This is a genomic window from Streptomyces sp. NBC_00989 (assembly GCF_045162655.1).
In the GTDB taxonomy this organism is placed as follows: Bacteria; Actinomycetota; Actinomycetes; order Streptomycetales; family Streptomycetaceae; genus Streptomyces.
In genome coordinates, this window is record NZ_CP108728.1 from 10,826,228 (window position 1) to 10,843,890 (window position 17,663).

General features: G+C 70.4%; 11 protein-coding genes. 2 read left to right on the forward strand and 9 right to left on the reverse strand.

Annotated features, from left to right (window positions below):
• Positions 1-194: 194 nt before the first annotated feature.
• From OG714_RS48780 to OG714_RS48790, 3 genes are read right to left on the reverse strand one after another with little or no spacing between them, the layout of a single operon-like run.
• Complete coding sequence (locus OG714_RS48780) at positions 195-374, reverse strand: hypothetical protein (RefSeq protein ID WP_406130929.1); 180 nt, start codon at positions 372-374, stop codon at positions 195-197.
• A 28-nt stretch (positions 375-402) separates the two neighbouring features.
• Positions 403-2,652: an FUSC family protein gene (locus OG714_RS48785; RefSeq protein WP_406130930.1), complete on the reverse strand. Its 2,250-nt coding sequence runs from the start codon at positions 2,650-2,652 to the stop codon at positions 403-405.
• Positions 2,653-2,699: 47 nt separating this feature from the next.
• A complete protein-coding gene (locus OG714_RS48790) occupies positions 2,700-4,076 on the reverse strand; it encodes an NAD(P)/FAD-dependent oxidoreductase (RefSeq protein ID WP_406130931.1) in 1,377 nt (458 codons plus the stop codon).
• A 248-nt stretch (positions 4,077-4,324) separates the two neighbouring features.
• On the opposite strand from OG714_RS48790, the gene OG714_RS48795 reads away from it, so the two are divergent.
• Complete coding sequence (locus OG714_RS48795; protein ID WP_406130932.1) at positions 4,325-5,149, forward strand: methyltransferase domain-containing protein; 825 nt, start codon at positions 4,325-4,327, stop codon at positions 5,147-5,149.
• Positions 5,150-5,180: 31 nt separating this feature from the next.
• On the opposite strand, the gene OG714_RS48800 is transcribed toward OG714_RS48795, so the two are convergent.
• A complete protein-coding gene (locus OG714_RS48800; protein ID WP_406130933.1) occupies positions 5,181-7,085 on the reverse strand; it encodes an AMP-dependent synthetase/ligase in 1,905 nt (634 codons plus the stop codon).
• A 167-nt stretch (positions 7,086-7,252) separates the two neighbouring features.
• Between OG714_RS48800 and OG714_RS48805 the strand changes: the two genes are divergently transcribed.
• Positions 7,253-8,638, forward strand: a complete 1,386-nt coding sequence (locus tag OG714_RS48805) for an aminotransferase class V-fold PLP-dependent enzyme (protein WP_406130934.1) — start codon at positions 7,253-7,255, stop codon at positions 8,636-8,638.
• A 23-nt stretch (positions 8,639-8,661) separates the two neighbouring features.
• Here the strand turns inward: OG714_RS48805 and OG714_RS48810 are convergent, their stop codons facing one another.
• From OG714_RS48810 to OG714_RS48830, 5 genes are read right to left on the reverse strand one after another with little or no spacing between them, the layout of a single operon-like run.
• Positions 8,662-10,335 carry an ATP-binding cassette domain-containing protein gene (locus tag OG714_RS48810; RefSeq protein ID WP_406130935.1) on the reverse strand — a complete coding sequence of 558 codons (1,674 nt, stop codon included), beginning with the start codon at positions 10,333-10,335 and terminating at the stop codon, positions 8,662-8,664.
• A 12-nt stretch (positions 10,336-10,347) separates the two neighbouring features.
• Positions 10,348-12,543, reverse strand: a complete 2,196-nt coding sequence (glgB, locus tag OG714_RS48815; RefSeq protein WP_406130936.1) for a 1,4-alpha-glucan branching enzyme — start codon at positions 12,541-12,543, stop codon at positions 10,348-10,350.
• 5 nt (positions 12,544-12,548) lie between these two features.
• Positions 12,549-13,910 (reverse strand): maltokinase N-terminal cap-like domain-containing protein, encoded by a 1,362-nt coding sequence (locus OG714_RS48820; RefSeq protein ID WP_406130937.1) that lies wholly within the window; start codon positions 13,908-13,910, stop codon positions 12,549-12,551.
• Positions 13,911-13,938: 28 nt separating this feature from the next.
• Positions 13,939-15,657, reverse strand: coding sequence for a maltose alpha-D-glucosyltransferase (treS, locus tag OG714_RS48825; RefSeq protein WP_406130938.1), 1,719 nt, complete (start codon positions 15,655-15,657; stop codon positions 13,939-13,941).
• Positions 15,654-17,645, reverse strand: coding sequence for an alpha-1,4-glucan--maltose-1-phosphate maltosyltransferase (locus OG714_RS48830; RefSeq protein ID WP_406130939.1), 1,992 nt, complete (start codon positions 17,643-17,645; stop codon positions 15,654-15,656). Before OG714_RS48830 ends, treS begins: the two co-directional genes overlap by 4 nt.
• Between the last annotated feature and the right edge of the window lie 18 nt (positions 17,646-17,663).

Genomic DNA, 17,663 nt, shown 5'->3' on the forward strand with positions numbered 1-17,663 from the left:
CTCTGCCGACGTCCCGGGCACCTCGGGGGACGGAATCGGGGCATGAAAAAGCCCTGGCTGGACGGGGGAGACCAGCCAGGGCCGTAAGCGGTGGCGGCGGAGGACCGTACGGTCGACTCCGTGACCACGTATGCATGAACCGTAAACCATCCGCGGGCATTTCGTACCCAACTCAACCGGGCGCGTGACCGGTTTCACTTCGCGGCATGCCGTCCGGGGGCCACGATCTCGTCCAGCACGCGCACAACGACCTCGTAGGCCACTTCCCTCACGGCGTCGCCCTGTTCCGACCACGACTCCACCTCCTGGGCGGCGAAGGCCCGGGCCCGCTGGATGCGCCGCAACAGTTCGTCCGAGTCCACGACATCTGTCATGCCTGTCGCCTACCCAGACGCACCGAGTTCACTGCGCCGGCGCCGCGATCGGTACGTCGAGCGGCCGGGCCAGGCCCACCACGGCCTCGTCGAGGCGCTGGAGATGCCGCAGCACGCGGTCCGTGACCCGCCCGTAGCGCGGGGTCCCCGGCGTCCCGGGCCGCAGCAGGGACGCGATGCTCGGCCCGGTCTCGATCTGTCCGACGCCGTCCCCGTCGGCGACGTACGCGCCGATCACCCCGATGTTGTGCACGATCCGGCGACCCGCCTCACGCAGCCGGGGATCGGCCGCTATCGACGGATGCGTGGGCAGCAGCTCGGCGGTCGCCGCCAGATACCGCGCGTGATAGGCACAGGTCTCCAGCAGCGCGACGACGTACCGCGCCGTGTCCCGGCGCGCCCGCAACGGCGTGATCGGGTGGGTCAGCGGCTGGGTGGAAGCGCTCAGGTCGGCCAGCGCCTGGTCCAAGTCCCGCGCCTTGTCGAGCAGTTCGGCCGGCGCCCCGCCGCTGAGCTGGTCGACGGCGGCCTCGGTGACGTCCGTGAGCCGCGCCAGCACGGTGCCGAGCAGTTCGTTCGTACGGCGGTCCGTGTGCACCGGCAGCACCAGCGCCGCCGCGACCACCCCGCAGGCCGCGCCGAGCGCCGTCTCCTCGACGCGCAGCACCAGCACCGACGCGCTGTAGGTGTGCAGCAGCGTGTAGAGCAGGCCCAGCATCGCGGTGACGAAGAAGGACATCAGGGTGTACGACAGCGGTGCCGTGTAGAACATCGCGAAGATGAACAGCAGCACCAGCGCGAACGCCGTCCACGTGTGATGCCCGACCAGGCCCGCCAGACCGATACCGGCGACCACACCCAGGACCGTGCCCAGCAGGCGCCGGTAGCCCTTGACGAGGATCTCGCCCGTGGACGAGGTGTTGAGGAACACGATCCAGCAGGTCAGCACCGCCCAGTACCAGCGCTGGCTGGACAGGAACTCGCCGCCGACGATGGCCAGCGAGGACCCCACGGCGACCTGCACGGCCGCCCGCGTGGTCGGCCGCCGCAGTCCCGTTCGCTCCGCGTCCTCCCCCTCGGCCTCCTCGCTGCCCGCGATGGCGACGTCCTCCGCGTCCAGCTCCTCGCGCGAGCGGGTCGTCGCGGGCGTGTCCTCCGACTCGTCCTGCGGCCCGTCCACGGCGATCCGCAGGCCCAGCACCGCACGGCCTGCCTCGCCGATGCCCCGGAACACGTCCTGGACGGCGTCCGAGGCGGGCGGCAGGTTCTCCTCCTCGCGATAGCCCAGCAGCCGGTTGCGCACATGGGCGAGGGCGGTGCCCGAGTCGGTGCCCGCCGGCCGCAGGACGAGCAGGCGCAGTGCCTCCAGGTCGCGGCGCAGCGTGTCGGTCGTCTCGTCCCGCTTGGGCAGCCGGTCGCCGGCGGGGACGGGCGCGCCCGGCAGATGCAGGGTCAGCGTGTGGCCGCGCTCGGCGCTGCGCGCGGTCAGCAGCAGGAGCCCGAGCCGCTCGGCGGCGACCTCGGCGTCCGCGATACGGCGCTGCACGAGCCGCGCCACCGTCTCGTCGGAGGTCCCGTCCTCCAGCCGGCCCTGGATCAGCAGCGCCGTCTCGTGCAGCCGCGCGGTGCCCTCCCGTACGTCGACGAGGGCCTTCTCCATGTCGTCGGGACCGGCGTCGAGCAACGCGAGCTGCGCGGTGACGAGCTGGGCGAACCGCGCCCGGAACGCCCGCCGCAGCCGGTCCAGCGTCCCCGTGGGCGTCTCCGGCACCAGCGCGAACCGCACCAGCGCGCTGCACACGAAGGCGACGCCGATCACGCCGTACAGCCGCGGCAGCGCGGAGACGGTCGCGCCGACGAACAGGGACAGGAAGTAGATCTGGAAGCCGATCAGCCCGAGCGCCGTGCCGCGGTCGCCGAACCGGCGGCTGTAGACGGCGCCGAAGATCAGCAGGACGAAGAAGACGTCACCGGCGACCACTCGCGAGTTCAGCAGGGCGCTCAGCGACACCGAGGCGAGGGCGACGGGCAGCCCGAGCGCGAGCGTCACCGCCTGTTGCGCGCGCTGCTTCTCGCGGATGGCGAACGTGGAGACCATCGCCGACATCGCCCCGGCCACCAGATGCGGCACCGAGGCCCGCAGCAGGGAGAGCACGGCCAGCGTGAGCGCGATCGCGGCCACCGTCCGCAGCCCCGCCGTCAGCCGCAGCAGCCCGGGATCGGACGCCGCGACGCGATCCCACACCCGTGCCCACGCCGCCCGTCCCGCTGCCCTCACGCCGCCGTACTCTCCCCAGGTTCACATCAAGATCCGTGCCACCGATGCTACGGCTCCTGGGGCCCGGACCCTTCGACGCGGTCCCGTACCTGCTCCGGCGACAGATACGAGTCGGTGTACTCGAAGTCCTTCAGCGTGGCCGGTTTGCGGGCCTGGAAGCCGGTGCGCACGAAGTCGTCGCCGGCCAGCGCGTTGAGCGTCCAGTTCGTCGCGACGCGGACCTTGGCGACGTTCGTGCGCAGCGCCGACCAGTGATAGCCGCGGGCCACGACCTGGGCGGGAAAACCGCGCAGTTCGATGCCCAGCGGCTTGGACACCGCGTCCTTGCCGCCGAGGTCCACGACGAGTCCGAGGTCCTTGTGGACGTACGGCTTCAGGGGCTGGTTGCGCAGCGTCGCGATCACGTTCTCGGCGACCACCCTGCCCTGCCGCATGGCGTGCTGCGCGGTCGGCGGGCAGATCGCGCCGTCCCCGCCCTTGGCCTCGTCCGGCACCGCGCCCGCGTCACCGAGCGCGAACACCCCGTCGTGACCGGGCAGGTTCATGTCGGAGGTGACCGCGAGCCGCCCCCGCACCGTCTCCGCGCCGAGCGTGGCGATCAGCGGGCTGGCGACCACACCGGCCGTCCAGATCAGCGTGCGGGTCGGCACCACCCGGCCGTCGGTGAAGGTGACCTCCTCCGGGCCCGCCTTGGCGATCGAGACGCCCAGGGAGATGTCGATACCGCGCCGGGTCAGGATCTCCTGCGCGCTCTTGCCGAGCTTGTCGCCCAGCTCGGGCATCAGCTTCGGCGCGATGTCGATGAGGTGCCACTTGATCAGACCCGGGTCGATCCGCGGGTAGCGCTTGACCGCGGCGTGCGTCAGCTTCTGCAGACAGGCGGCCGTCTCGGTGCCGGCGTAACCACCGCCCACCACCACGAACTGGAGCCGCGAGGCCTTCTCCGCCGGGTCGTCGCTCGCGTCCGCGAGGTCGAGCTGCGTGATGACGTGGTCGCGGATGTAGGCGGCCTCCGCGAGGGTCTTCATCCCGAAGGCGTGATCGGTCAGCCCAGGGATGTCGAAGGTGCGGGTGATGCTGCCGGGGGAGAGGACGATGTAGTCGTAGGGCTCGTTCACGATCTCGTCGTTGATCGTGCGGATCACACAGACCTTGGACTTGATGTCCACGCCGATCGCGCCGCCCGGGATGATCCGGGTGCGGTACTTCTTGCTGCGGCGCAGCGAGACGGCGATCGACTGCGGGGTCAGGACGCCGGAGGCGACCTGGGGCAGCAGGGGCAGATACAGCTGGTAGGAGAACGGCGTCACCAGCGTGACGTCGGCCTCCTCCGGGGTCAGTTTCCTCTCCAGGCGGCGAACGCACTCCACTCCTGCGAAGCCTGCGCCAACCACCAGGATCCTCGGTCGTGTCACGGTGTTCATCCCTTCTGCGGCTCCAGGCGGTCTGCCTCGACGCCGTACGCCTGCCCTGGATCGCTGCCTCGCACCACATCGATCCCACCGTGCCGGAAGCCGTTCCGCCAGCTGAGCGCGGCAGGCAGACGTACGCGTGGAGCACCAGCATGCCCCGCCGACGCCCTCCGTACGCCGCGGACGTGTGAACAAATGGCGTACCTGAATGACCTTTGACCGATCCCTCGACGATCGCCGCTGACCGTAGAGTGCACGCCATGTCGCACACTCAGCCCGAGCCGGGGTCAGGCTTCCGCACCCAGAACATCGACGCCGGCAACGTGACGCGGCTGGTGGCCGCGCTCGACATCCAGGAAGCCAATCCGGGCGTGCGACGACTGCGCGCATGGGCGCACGAGGCACTCGCCCCGGGCAGCGGTGAACGCGCCCTCGACATCGGGGCCGGGACCGGTTCCACGACCCGTGAACTGGCCGCGGCGGTCGGCGCGAACGGTTCGGCGCTCGGCGTGGAACCCAACCCGGGGCTGCGCGCGGTCGCCGAGGAACGCGCCGCGTCGGCCGGGAACCCGGCCCGCTTCACGGACGGCGACGCGCTGTCCCTGCCCGTGCCCGACGCCTCCGTGGACGTCGTCTGGTGCGAACGGGTGCTCCAGCACCTCGCGGAACCGGACAAGGCCGTCGCCGAGATGGCCCGTGTGCTGCGCCCCGGCGGGCGCGTGGCGTTGCTCGACACCGACTGGGCGACCACGATCCTGCACCCCGGGGACCCCGAGGTCACGGCCGCGTTCACCTCCGGCGCCCTCACCGGCGCGGCCAACCCCTACTCGGGACGCCGGCTCGTCGGCCAGCTGAGCGCCGCCGGACTCGTCGTCGACGACCGCGGCTCGCAGGCGCTGCTCCAGGACCACCGGTCGGTGGCCTGGCCGCTGATCCGCATGCTCGGCGAGTCCGCGGTGCGCCGCGGCGCACTGACCGAGGCCCAGCGCGACCGCGCCTACGCCGACCTCACCGAGGCCGCCGAGCGGGGCGCGCTGCACATGTCCGTGACGATGTTCGCGGTCGTCGCCCACCGCCCGGAGTGATCGTCGGCCGGAGCGACCTCCGCCCGGTGCCCTAGCGGAACACGTTGTCCGCGTCGTCCCAGCCCGCGAGCTGTTCCTCCGCCGACTGCTGCGGGGCACGCGCGCGTGCCTGGTACATCGCGTCGATCTCGAACGCGTAGTGCCGCACGATCGCGTCCCTGCGCAGCTTCATCGACGGCGTCAGCAGCCCGCCCTTGACGTCGAACGGCTGCGGGAGCACCCGGAACACCCGGATCGACTCGGCGCGTCCCACAGGGCTGTTGGCGGCCGCCACGGCCCGCGTGATCTCCTCCCGCAGCGCGTTCTCCTCCCGCGCCTCCCGGCCCCGCGCGTCGCTCTGCAGCGCGAGCCCGGCTCGCCAGTGCGCCACGAACTCCGGGTCCAGGGTCAGCAGCGCCCCCACACAGGGACGGTCGTCGCCCACGACCACCGCCTGATGGATCAGGGGATGCATCCGCAGCCGGTTCTCCAGCGCGGCCGGCGCGACGCTCTTGCCGCTGCTGGTGATGATGATGTCCTTCTTGCGGCCGGTGATCGTCAGATACCCCTCGGTGTCCAGCCGCCCGATGTCACCGGTGGCCAGCCAGCCCGCGTGCATCGCGGTCCGGGTCGCCCGCTCGTCGTTGATGTAGCCCTGGAACACCGAGGGCCCGTGCACCAGGATCTCGCCGTCCTCCGCGACCCGGATCTCCGTGCCCGGCAGCGCCTGCCCCACCGTGCCGATCTTCTCGCGGCCCAGCGGCTGCATCGTGATCCCGCCCGAGGTCTCCGTCAGCCCGTAGCCGTCGTGCACGAAGATGCCGATACCCGAGTAGAACAAGGACAGTTCACGGTTCAAGGGCGAGCCGCCCGACGTGGCACGGACCACCCGGCCGCCCAGCCCGGCGCGCAGTTTGCGGTACACGGTCCGCTCGAACAGGGCGTGTTGGAGCCGCAGGTCGAAGCTGGGGCCCGAACCCCGGCCGAGTCTCTGGCGCTCCTCGGCCGCGGCGAACTCCCGCGCGGTCGCGGCGGCACGCTCGAACAGGGCGCCCCGGCCGATCTGTTGGGCCGTACGGAGAAAGTTCTTGTAGATCTTCTCGAAGATGGACGGCACCGCGTACAGGTACGTGGGCCGGAAGGTGCGCAGCGCCGACACCAGCGCCGCCTCCGTCATCTCCGGTTCGTGCGCCATCAGCCAGCCGCCGCGCATGCACAGGCCCTGGATCATCAGCCCGTACACGTGCGAGAACGGCAGGAAGGCCAGCACGGCCGGCTGTTCCCCGGGCGCCGCCGCCGTGTGCGACCAGCCCGCGAGCAGCGTGTCGCAGGGGCTGGCGAGACTGCGGTGGCTCAGCGCGCAGCCCATGGGACGGCCCGACGTGCCCGAGGTGTAGGCGATGACCGCGGTCGAGTCCGGCATCACGATCCGGCGCAGCGAGTCCACCGTGGTCTGGGGTATGTACGTGCCCCGCTCCACGATCTGGGCCATCGCCCCGGAGTCCAGCTGCCAGACGTGCCGCAGCAGCGGCAGCGCGGCACACACCGTGCCGACGGTCATGATGCCCTGCTCGTCCTCCACCACCACGGCCACACAGTTGGCGTCCCGCAGGATCCACTCGACCTGCTCCCGCGAGGACGTCGGATGCACCGGCACGACCTCGGCGCCGACCGCCCACAGGGCGTGGCTGAGCACGGTCCACTCGTACCGGGTACGGGCCATGATCGCGACCCGGCTGCCGGGCGAAATCCCGGAGGCGATCAACCCCTTGGCCAGATCGACGACTTCGTCCCGCAGCTCCACGGCCGTCACTTCCTCCCACACCGTGGAGGACGGATCCGGCTTGCGTGCGATCAGCGGAAGGGTGGGATTGAGGACCGCGGTCTCGAAGATGCTGTCGGCGAGGCCGCCGTTGAGGGTGGAGGTGGGGGGTGGAGCGACGGCGAAGTCGCGCATGCGCTGCTCCTGGGTTGTACGGGGCGTGACGCTGCCGATCATTGCTGTTATCGACGGTGCTCGAATGTAGCCCAGGTGTGAGCGTTTGGTGAGGGGAACCGTGAAGTGCCTGGGCGGAGTTTGATGGTTGAGTGGGACCGATCTGGCAAAGCGGGGGGTACGAGTACATGAGCGCGGTGGATCTGGGCGAGTTGAGAGCCCACGACTTCGGCTATCTGGACGCCGAAGGACACACGTATCTCGACTACACGGGCGCCGGGCTCGCCCCGGCCTCCCTGGTCCGGGCCAGCGCCGAGCGCATCACCGGAAGTGTCTTCGGCAACCCGCACTCGGAGAGCCCCGCCTCCCGCGCCTCGGGCGACCTGCTCGCCCACGCCCGTGCCGCGGTGCTCCGGCACTTCCACGCGGATCCGGCCGAGTACACGGTGGTGTTCACCGCGAACGCGACGGCCGCGCTGCATCTGGTCGGCGAGTCCTACCCGTTCGTCCCCGGCAGCCGGCTCGTGATGCTCCTCGACAACCACAACTCCGTGAACGGACTGCGGGAGTACGCGCGAGCGGGCGGCGCGAAGACCGAGTATGTCCCGGTCCACGGCCAGGAGTTGGCGATCGACGAGGAGCGCCTGCGCACCGCGCTCACGGCCCGCCGGCGCCGACGCGGACTCCTCGCCTATCCGGCACAGAGCAACTTCACCGGCGTACGGCACTCCCTGGACTGGATCGCCACGGCCCACGAACACGGCTACGACGTCCTGCTCGACGCCGCCGCGTTCGTGCCGACCAACCCCCTCGACCTGTCCCGGTACCACCCGGACTTCACCGTGGTCAGCTGGTACAAGGTGTTCGGCTACCCCACCGGCATAGGCAGTCTCGTCGTCCGCCGCGACGCCCTCGCCCGGCTGCGCCGGCCCTGGTTCTCCGGCGGCACCATCTACGCCGCGAGCGCCCAGGCGCAGTGGCACGTCCTGGCCGACGGCGAGGCCGCCTTCGAGGACGGCACCGTCAACTTCCTCTCCATACCCGACATCACGGCCGGCCTGGAGTGGATCGACACGATCGGCATGGACCGGATCCACGACCACGTGACCCGCCTGACCGGCCAACTCCTCACGGGCATCGCCGAGTTACGCCACACCGACGGCTCCCCGATGACCCGGGTCTACGGCCCCACCGGCCCCGGCCCCGCACGCGGCGGCACCGTCGCCCTCAACCTCCTCGGCGCGGACGGCCGGGTGATCGACGAACGCGTCGTCTCCCAGGACAGCGCCGAGCACCGCATCTCCCTCCGCTACGGCTGCTTCTGCAACCCGGGCGCCGGGGAAGCCGCCTTCGCGCTGCCCTTGCGCAGCCTGCGCTCGGCGGCCCGCAAACCACTGGGCTCCCTGGAGGACTACCTGGACGTGCTCGGGCTTCCGTCGGCCGGCGCGGTCCGGGTCTCGGTGGGCGTCTCCTCACAACCCAGGGACGTGGAAAGGTTTCTGGAGTTCGTCGCGGACACGTACCGGGACCGGGTGCCGACGGTGGCGGGCCTCGCGGACCGGGCGGGCTGTTGAGTGATCACTGAGGGCGGGGCGCCTCACCGACCCGAGCGCGCCGCGGTCACCCCCTGACGGCACTTGCGCACCAGCACCGCCCAGGTCGCCGCCAGGAACAGCACGGCGAACCCCGCGAGGATCAGCCAGCCGCGTTCCGCCGGGTGCGCGAACGAGTCGCCGTAGGAGCGCAACAGGGGTGGTCCGGCGGGGGAGTTGCCGTCGCGCCACAGGCTTTCCAGGCCGATCGCGCTGCCGAGTGCCTCGAAGGCCCAGCGGTTGGTCATCGCCCAGCTGATCGCCTCTCCGGCGGACGCCATGCGCGGCACCGGCACGAACGCCCCCGAGAACAGCACCTGGGGGAAGCAGAGCAACGGCAGCATCAGGGTGGCCTGCCCCGGGTCCGTGACCGCCGCCGAGGTGAGCAGCCCGAGGGCGAGCGCGGCGGCCGAGGCCAGCACGCTGGTGAGGAACAGCGAGGCGTACGTGTCCCAACCGGCCGCCGGTAGCCGGTCCAGCGCGCGCAGCACCGCCAGCAGCAGCGCGTCCGCCGCCGCCAGCACCGGCAGGACGGTGGTCAGCTTCGAGGCGACATACGGTCCGATCCGGACCCCGGCCAGCCACTCACGGCGCAGCACCGCCAACTCCGTGCAGATCTGCAGCAGTCCGTACGTCAGCCCGAAGAAGAACGCCCCGAACGCGATCCAGAACATGATCATCGCCGTGGACCCCGGATCGGGCGCCGCCGGATCGAACGCGCCCGCCCGGAACAACACCGCGAACATCGCCACGATCATCACCGGCGACCCCGCGAACACGGCGACCGACAGCCGGTTGTGCACCAACAACGCCGTCGTACGACGGGTCAGCAGCGCCCACTGGCGTACGGCGCCGACGCGCGGCGGACGGTGCGCGACAGGCGCCGGTGCCCGCTCCGCACGCGGCACCGGGGCGGCACGCTCGGCGCGTCTCCCTTCCGCCACCGCCGCGTACACGTCCTCCGCCGTCTTTGCACCGAACGCCCCGAGCAGTGCGTCCGGCGCCCCCACGAACGCGACCGCCCCGCCCGGCGACAGGAACACGACCTGATCGCAGCGCGGCAGATCGGCCAGCACGTGGGTGGTGAGGACGACGGTGGTCCCGGAGTCGGCCAGACCGCGCAAGGTCGCCAACAGCGCGGCCCCGGTGACCGGATCGAGCCCGGACGTGGGCTCGTCGAGGAACAGCACCCGGGGCCGGGTCAGCAACTCGGCGGCGATACAGGCCCGTTTGCGCTCCCCGCCGCTCAGCGCCCGCACCGGCGTGTCGGCACGCCGGGCAAGACCGAGGACGTCGAGCACCTCCGTCACCCGCGCCGACACCGTCTCGCCCGGCATCCGCAGCCGTCCCGCGTACTCCAGCGTGCGCCGCAACGGCAGCTCACGGTGGATGACGTCCTCCTGCGGCACGAACCCGAACTCCGGCCCGGGCGCCCCCGGTCGGGCCCCGTCGTGCAGTACGTCCCCCGAGGCCGGGCTCTGGAGTCCCGCGAGGGTCTGCAACAGCACGGTCTTGCCCGCGCCGCTGCTGCCCGCGATGACCGTCAGCCGGCCGGCCCCGACCTCGAAGGACACGTCGTCCAACACCCGCCCGGCGCCCCGCACTTCCTGCGTGACGTCACGCAACTCCAGGTGCAGGCCGGTTGTTCGGGTGGTGTCGGAGTGGATCGGCGTCGGCATGGGAGCAGGATGTCACCCCGGTGTCAGCCACACCGTCGCCAGGGGCGGGAGGGTGAGCCGGACCTGGCCGCCCTCCGGTTTGACCGGGTCGGGGTTCCTGACATCGCTGCCGCCGTAGCGGGCGGTGTCCGTGTTGAGGGTCTCGCGCCAGGCAGCGACATCGTCGGGGACACCGAGACGGTAGTCATGGCGCACGACGGGGGAGAAGTTGCTGACCGCGAGGAGCGGCGAGCCCTCCGCGTCGAACCTCAGGAACGCGAAGACGTTGTCCTCGGCCGCGTCACCCACCACCCATCGGAAGCCGCCGGGGTCGGTGTCGCGCTGCCAGAGGGCGGGGGTCGCGCGGTAGGCGGTGTTGAGGTCGCGGACGAGGTCCTGGATGCCCCGGTGGTCGGGTGCGGCGTCGTAGGCGGGGTCCAGGAGCCACCAGTCGGGGCCGTGGGACTCGGACCATTCGGTGCCCTGGGCGAACTCCTGGCCCATGAAGAGGAGTTGCTTGCCGGGGTGGGCCCACATGAAGGCGAGGTAGGCGCGGTGGTTGGCGCGTTGCTGCCACCAGTCGCCCGGCATCTTCGACACCAACGACCCTTTCCCGTGGACGACTTCGTCGTGGGAGATGGGGAGGACGTAGTTCTCGCTGTAGGCGTAGACCATGGAGAAAGTCATCTCGTGGTGGTGGTGCTTGCGGTGGACGGGCTCGTGCGACATGTAGTCGAGCGAGTCGTGCATCCAGCCCATGTTCCACTTGAACCCGAAGCCAAGACCGCCGGTGTCGGTCGGCCGCGTCACCCCGTCCCAGGCGGTGGACTCCTCGGCGATCGTCACGACACCGGGCACCCTGCGGTACACGGTCGCGTTCATCTCCTGGAGGAAGGCCATCGCGTCCAGGTCCTCGCGCCCGCCATGGACGTTCGGGGTCCACTGGCCCGAGTCGCGCGAATAGTCGAGGTAGAGCATCGAGGCGACCGCGTCCACGCGCAGGCCGTCGATGTGGAACTCCTGGCACCAGTAGACGGCGTTCGCCACAAGGAAGTTGCGCACCTCGGTGCGTCCGAGGTCGAACTCGTACGTCCCCCAGTCCGGATGCTCGGCCCGCCGCTCGTCCCCGGGTTCGTACAGCGGCTCCCCGTCGAACCGGGCCAACGCCCAGTCGTCCTTGGGGAAGTGCGCCGGAACCCAGTCCATGATCACGCCGATACCGGCCTGGTGGAACGCGTCGACGAGGAACTTGAAGTCGTCCGGGGTGCCCAGACGGGAGGTCGGCGCGTAGAAACCGGTGACCTGGTAACCCCACGAGCCACCGAAGGGGTGCTCCGCCACCGGCATGAACTCGACGTGCGTGAAGCCCAGTTCGTTCACGTACGCGGGGAGCTCGACGGCCAGCTGACGGTACGTCAAGCCGGGTCGCCAGGAGGCGAGATGAACCTCGTAGACCGAGAAGGGCGCCTCGTGGACCGGGGTTTCCGTCCGCCGTGCGAGCCAGTCCTCGTCGCCCCACTCGTAGTGCGAGGCCGTCACGATGGACGCCGTGGCGGGCGGCACCTCCGTACGGCGGGCCATCGGGTCTGCCTTGAGGAAGCGTTCGCCGCTCCGGGAGGTGATCTCGAACTTGTAGCGGGCGTCCTCGCCCACCCCGGGCAGGAACAGCTCCCACACGCCCGACGAGCCGAGCGACCGCATCGGGAAGGCCGTACCGTCCCAGGAACTGAAGTCCCCCGCGACGCGCACCCCTTGGGCGTTCGGTGCCCACACGGTGAAGCGGGTGCCGGCCACGTCTCCGTGCGTCATCGGCTCCGCGCCGAGCGCCTTCCACAACTCCTCGTGCCGCCCCTCCTTGATGAGGTGCAGGTCGAGTTCACCGAGGGCGGGCAGGAAGCCGTACGGATCGTGGACCTCGTGCTCGGCGCCCTCCGCGTACGACACCAGCAGCGTGTACGCCGGAAGCGTGTCGAGCGGGAGTACGGCGGAGAAGAGGCCGTCGCCCTCCGAGGTGAGCGGGGTGCGGAAACCGTCGATCACGACGCTCACGGCACGGGCGTACGGACGCAGCGCTCGGAAGACGGTCCCGCCCGGCACCGGATGCGCGCCGAGCAGCGCGTGCGGGTCGTGGTGGGCGCCCGCGAGCAGGCGCGCCCGGTCGGCCGGGTCCAGGGGAACGGTCGTGGACGGACCGCCCGCCTCCTGAGGTGAAGTGTCGCGCAGGGCCACGGAGTTCAGCCTCCTCGGACGGCGAGACGCTCGATCGCCGCCATGGGTACGGGAAGCCAGTCCGGACGGTGTCTGGCCTCGTACAGCACTTCATACACAGCGCGGTCCGTCTCGTACGCGCGCAGCAGGGCGTGCTTGGTGCGGGGGTCCCAGCCGGCCCTGGCCGCGTAGCCCGCGCAGAAGGCCTCCCGGCAGCGACGGGCCCACTCCGGACGCCAGGGGCGGCGCTGCCGGGCCGCGTAGTCGAAGGAGCGCAGCATCCCGGCGATGTCCCGCACCGGGGACTGCGCGCTGCGCCGCTCGGCCAGCGGCTTGGACGGCTCGCCCTCGAAGTCGATGACGAACCAGTCGCGTCCGGCCCGCAGCACCTGCCCGAGATGCAGATCGCCGTGGATGCGCTGGGCGGGCGGCCCGGCATCACGGCCGACCAGCGCGCCGAACGCGGTCCGCAGCCCCGGCACGAACGGCCGTAGCGCGGGTACGGAGTGCGCGGCGGCCTCCAGACGTTCGGTCATCACGGTCGCCGTGTGTTCGTTTCCGGTACCGCTCTCGGACGGAAAAGCCGCGGCCAGCGCGAGATGGACGTCGGCGGTGGCCTGCCCCAACTCATGGGCCTCGGTGGTGAATTCGTCACCGTCGGCGAGTGCGCGCAGTGCGAGCGCCCAGCCGTCGGAGGCGTCCGGCAGGAACGGCTGGAGCACACCGAGCGTCGCGGCCCGGGGCTCCGCCGTCCGGAACCACGCCACCGGCGCCGGGACCCGCTTGCACCCCTGCGCGGCCAGCGCCTCCGGCAGCTCCAGGTCCGGATTGACGCCGGACTGGATACGCCGGAACACCTTCAGAATGAACCGATCGCCATACACCAGCGAGGAGTTGGACTGCTCGGCACCCAGCAGCCGGGACGTGAGCCCGGCGGGCACGGACGCCGACGGGTCCGCCTCGAAGCGCAGGGGACCCGTCGTACCGGGATGCCGCAGCCGCTCCAGCAACAGCTCCGCCGACCGTGGATCCTGTAGCGCGTCGTAGACCGCGAGCCCGGCCAACGGACCTTCCTGCACACGGCCGATGTAGGCCCGGGCGAGCCGCGGCGAGACGTGTTCCCGTACGCCCAGCAGGAGTTGGTAGCAGTCGCCGGGCGGGGGAGTGCCACCCGGCGCGGGGACCCCGGTGTGGGAGGCGTGGACCAGCAGGTGAAGGCAGCCCGGGAAGAGTTCGGTCGTGGACAGCATGTCGAGGTCGGCCACCGGCCGGTCCTTGCCGGCGAACCAGCGCTGCCCGGGCAGCCATTCGCGCAACAGCCCGGCGAGCGTGGCCGGAGGCCTGTCGACGCCGGGACTGCTCAGTCGGAGGGGTGCGGTCTTCGGCATGGTGACGCGTCCTTTCTCCGGCACATCCTCAAAGTCGTCGGCCGATGCGGGAAGCGGCTCGCGGGAGCCTGAACCAGTAGAAGCCGTGCCCCGCGAGCGTCAGCAGATACGGCAGTTCACCGATGGCGGGGAACCGCACCCCGCCGATCAGCTCCACGGGATGTCGGCCGTCGAACTCCCGCAGATCGAGCATGGTGGGCTGCGCGAACCGCGAGAAGTTGTGCACACACAGGACGAGGTCGTCCTCGTACTCCCGCAGGAACGCGATCACCGCCGGGTTCGACGACTGGAGCTCCGTGTACGAGCCGAGACCGAACGCCGGGTTCTGCTTGCGGATCTCGATCATGCGGCGCGTCCAGTGCAGCAGCGAGGAGGGCGACGACATCGAGGCCTCGACGTTGGTGACTTGATAGCCGTAGACCGGGTCCATGATGGCCGGCAGGAAGAGACGGCCCGGGTCGCAGGAGGAGAAACCGGCGTTCCGGTCGGGGGTCCACTGCATGGGGGTGCGGACGGCGTCGCGGTCGCCGAGCCAGATGTTGTCGCCCATGCCGATCTCGTCGCCGTAGTAGAGGATCGGCGAGCCGGGCAGCGAGAGCAGCAGGGCCGTGAAGAGTTCGATCTGGTTGCGGTCGTTGTCCAGCAAGGTCGCGAGGCGCCTGCGGATGCCGATGTTGGCGCGCATGCGGGGGTCCTTCGCGTACTCGGCCCACATGTAGTCGCGTTCCTCGTCGGTGACCATCTCCAGGGTCAGCTCGTCGTGGTTGCGCAGGAAGATGCCCCACTGGCAACCCGAGGGAATCGCGGGGGTCTTGGCGAGAATCTCCGAGACGGGGTAGCGGGACTCGCGGCGCACGGCCATGAAGATGCGGGGCATCACGGGGAAGTGGAACGCCATGTGGCACTCGTCCCCGCCGCTCTGGTAGTCGCCGAAGTAGTCGACGACGTCCTCGGGCCACTGGTTCGCCTCCGCCAGCAGCACGGTGTCCGGATACATCGCGTCGATCTCCCGGCGGACGCGCTTCAGGAAGTCGTGACTGGCGGGCAGGTTCTCGCAGTTGGTGCCCTCGGCCGCATAGAGATAGGGGACGGCATCGAGGCGGAAGCCGTCGATGCCGAGGTCGAGCCAGAAGCGGAGGGCGGCCAGGATCTCTTCCTGCACGGCCGGGTTCTCGTAGTTGAGGTCCGGCTGGTGGGAGAAGAAGCGGTGCCAGAAGTACTGCTTGCGGACGGGGTCGAAGGTCCAGTTGGAGGCTTCGGTGTCGACGAAGATGATGCGGGCGTCGGGGTACTGCTTGTCGTCGTCGGCCCACATGTAGTAGTCGCCGTAGGGCCCGTCGGGGTCCTTGCGGGATTCCTGGAACCACGGGTGCTGGTCGCTGGTGTGGTTCATGACGAAGTCGATGATGACGCGCATGCCGCGTTGGTGGGCGGAGTCGACGAACTCGACGAAGTCGGCGAGGTCGCCGAACTCGGGGAGTACGGCGGTGTAGTCGGAGACGTCGTAACCGCCGTCCCGCAGGGGGGATTTGAAGAACGGGGGTAGCCAGAGGCAGTCGACGCCGAGCCACTGGAGGTAGTCGAGTTTGGCGGTGATGCCCTTGAGGTCACCGACGCCGTCGCCGTTGCTGTCCTGGAAGGAGCGGACCAGGACCTCGTAGAAGACGGCGCGTTTGAACCACTCGGGGTCCCGGTCCTTGGCGGGAGTGTCCTCGAAGGTGTCGTGGACCGGTTCGTTGACAGTCATGAAGCTCTTGACCCTCCGCTCTGAGTGGACCGCCGGACGTGGAGCACGTGCGCGGGAGCCCGGCCGGGTTCGAGACGCACATAGTTGGTCCTGCCCCACTGATAGGACTCACCCGTCAGTTCGTCGTACACCGACATGGATTCGTTTGATTCCAGGCCGAGTTGCGGCATGTCCAACGAGACCGTGGCCTCCTGGGTATGGTGCGGATCCAGGTTGACGACCACCAGAACCGTGTCCACACCCGTGCTCTTGCTGTACGCGATCAGCGCGTCGTTGTCCGTCCGGTGGAAGCGGAGATTCCTGAGCTGGTGCAGCGAGGGGTGACGGCGCCGGATGTCGTTGAGCTTGCCCAGCAATGGCGCGATGCTACGTCCTTCCCGCTCGGCGGACTCCCAGTCCCGCGGGCGGAGTTGGTACTTCTCGGAGTCGAGATACTCCTCGCTGCCCGGCCGGAGAGCGGCGTTCTCACATAGTTCGTAGCCGCTGTAGACACCCCAGGTCGGGGCGAGGGTGGCGGCCAGTACCGCGCGCAGTTCGAAGGCGGGGCGGCCGCCGTCCTGGAGGAACTCGTGCAGGATGTCCGGGGTGTTCACGAAGAAGTTCGGCCGCATGTAGGCAGCCGCCTCGCCCGACAACTCGCTGAGGTATTCGGTGAGTTCTTCCTTCGTGTTGCGCCAGGTGAAGTAGGTGTACGACTGCTGGAAGCCGATCTGCGCGAGGGTGGCCATCATCGCCGGACGCGTGAACGCCTCGGCCAGGAAGATGATGTCCGGGTCGGCGCCGTTGATCTCGGCGATCACCCGTTCCCAGAAGACGACCGGCTTGGTGTGCGGGTTGTCGACGCGGAAGATGCGTACCCCGTGGTCCATCCAGTGCCGCAGCACGCGGACGGTCTCGGTGATCAGGCCGTCCATGTCCCGGTCGAAGGCGATCGGGTAGATGTCCTGGTACTTCTTCGGCGGGTTCTCCGCGTACGCGATCGTGCCGTCCGGGCGGTGGTGGAACCACTCCGGGTGCTTCTCCACCCACGGGTGATCGGGGGAGCACTGGAGCGCGAAGTCGAGCGCGATCTCCATGCCCAGCTCGGCGGCCCGCGCGACGAACGCGTCGAAGTCCTCCAGCGTGCCCAGCTGCGGGTGGATCGCGTCGTGCCCGCCCTCCGGTGAGCCGATCGCCCAGGGGACGCCGACATCCTCACGCCCTGCGGACAGGGTGTTGTTGGGACCCTTGCGGAAGGTGCTCCCGATCGGATGGATCGGCGGCAGGTAGACGACGTCGAAGCCCATCGCCGCGATCCCGTCCAGCCGCTTCGCGGCCGTACGGAACGTGCCGTGGGGCTGGGCCGGAGTGCCCTCGGAACGCGGGAAGAACTCGTACCAGGCGCCGTAGAGAGCCCGCTCCCGCTCGACCACCAGAGAGCGGGGTGCGGAAACCGTCACCAACTCCCGCAGCGGATACCGCTCCAGCACCCCGTCCACCCCCGGCGTCAACGCGGCCACGAAGCGCGTCCCCACCGGCAGCGTGTCGTCGCGCAGCGTCTCCGCGGCGGCCAGCATCGTGGCGCGGGCCGGTCCCTCGGGCATCCCGGTGGCGGCTCGGGCGTACAGCTCCGCGCCCTCCTCCAGCATCAGGCCGACGTCGATGCCGGCCGGGATCTTGATGCGGGCGGCCCGGCGCCAGGTCGCGACGGGGTCGCCCCAGGCTTCCACGACGTAGGACCAACGGCCTGTCGCGGTCGGTGTGACCTCGGCGCCCCAGCGGTCGCTGCCGGGGGCGAGTTCCCGCATCGGGGTCCATGGGCCCGGGCGGCCGTCCGGGTCGTAGAGCACGGCGTTGGCGCCGATCGTGTCGTGGCCCTCGCGGAAGACGGTGGCGGTGACCTGGAACGTCTCGCCGACCACCGCCTTCGCCGGGCGCGCGCCGCTGTCCACGGACGGGCGTACGTCACGTACCGGAATGCGGCCGATGGCTGCCGGGGTCGCGTTCATGGGTCTCACCTCCGCCGT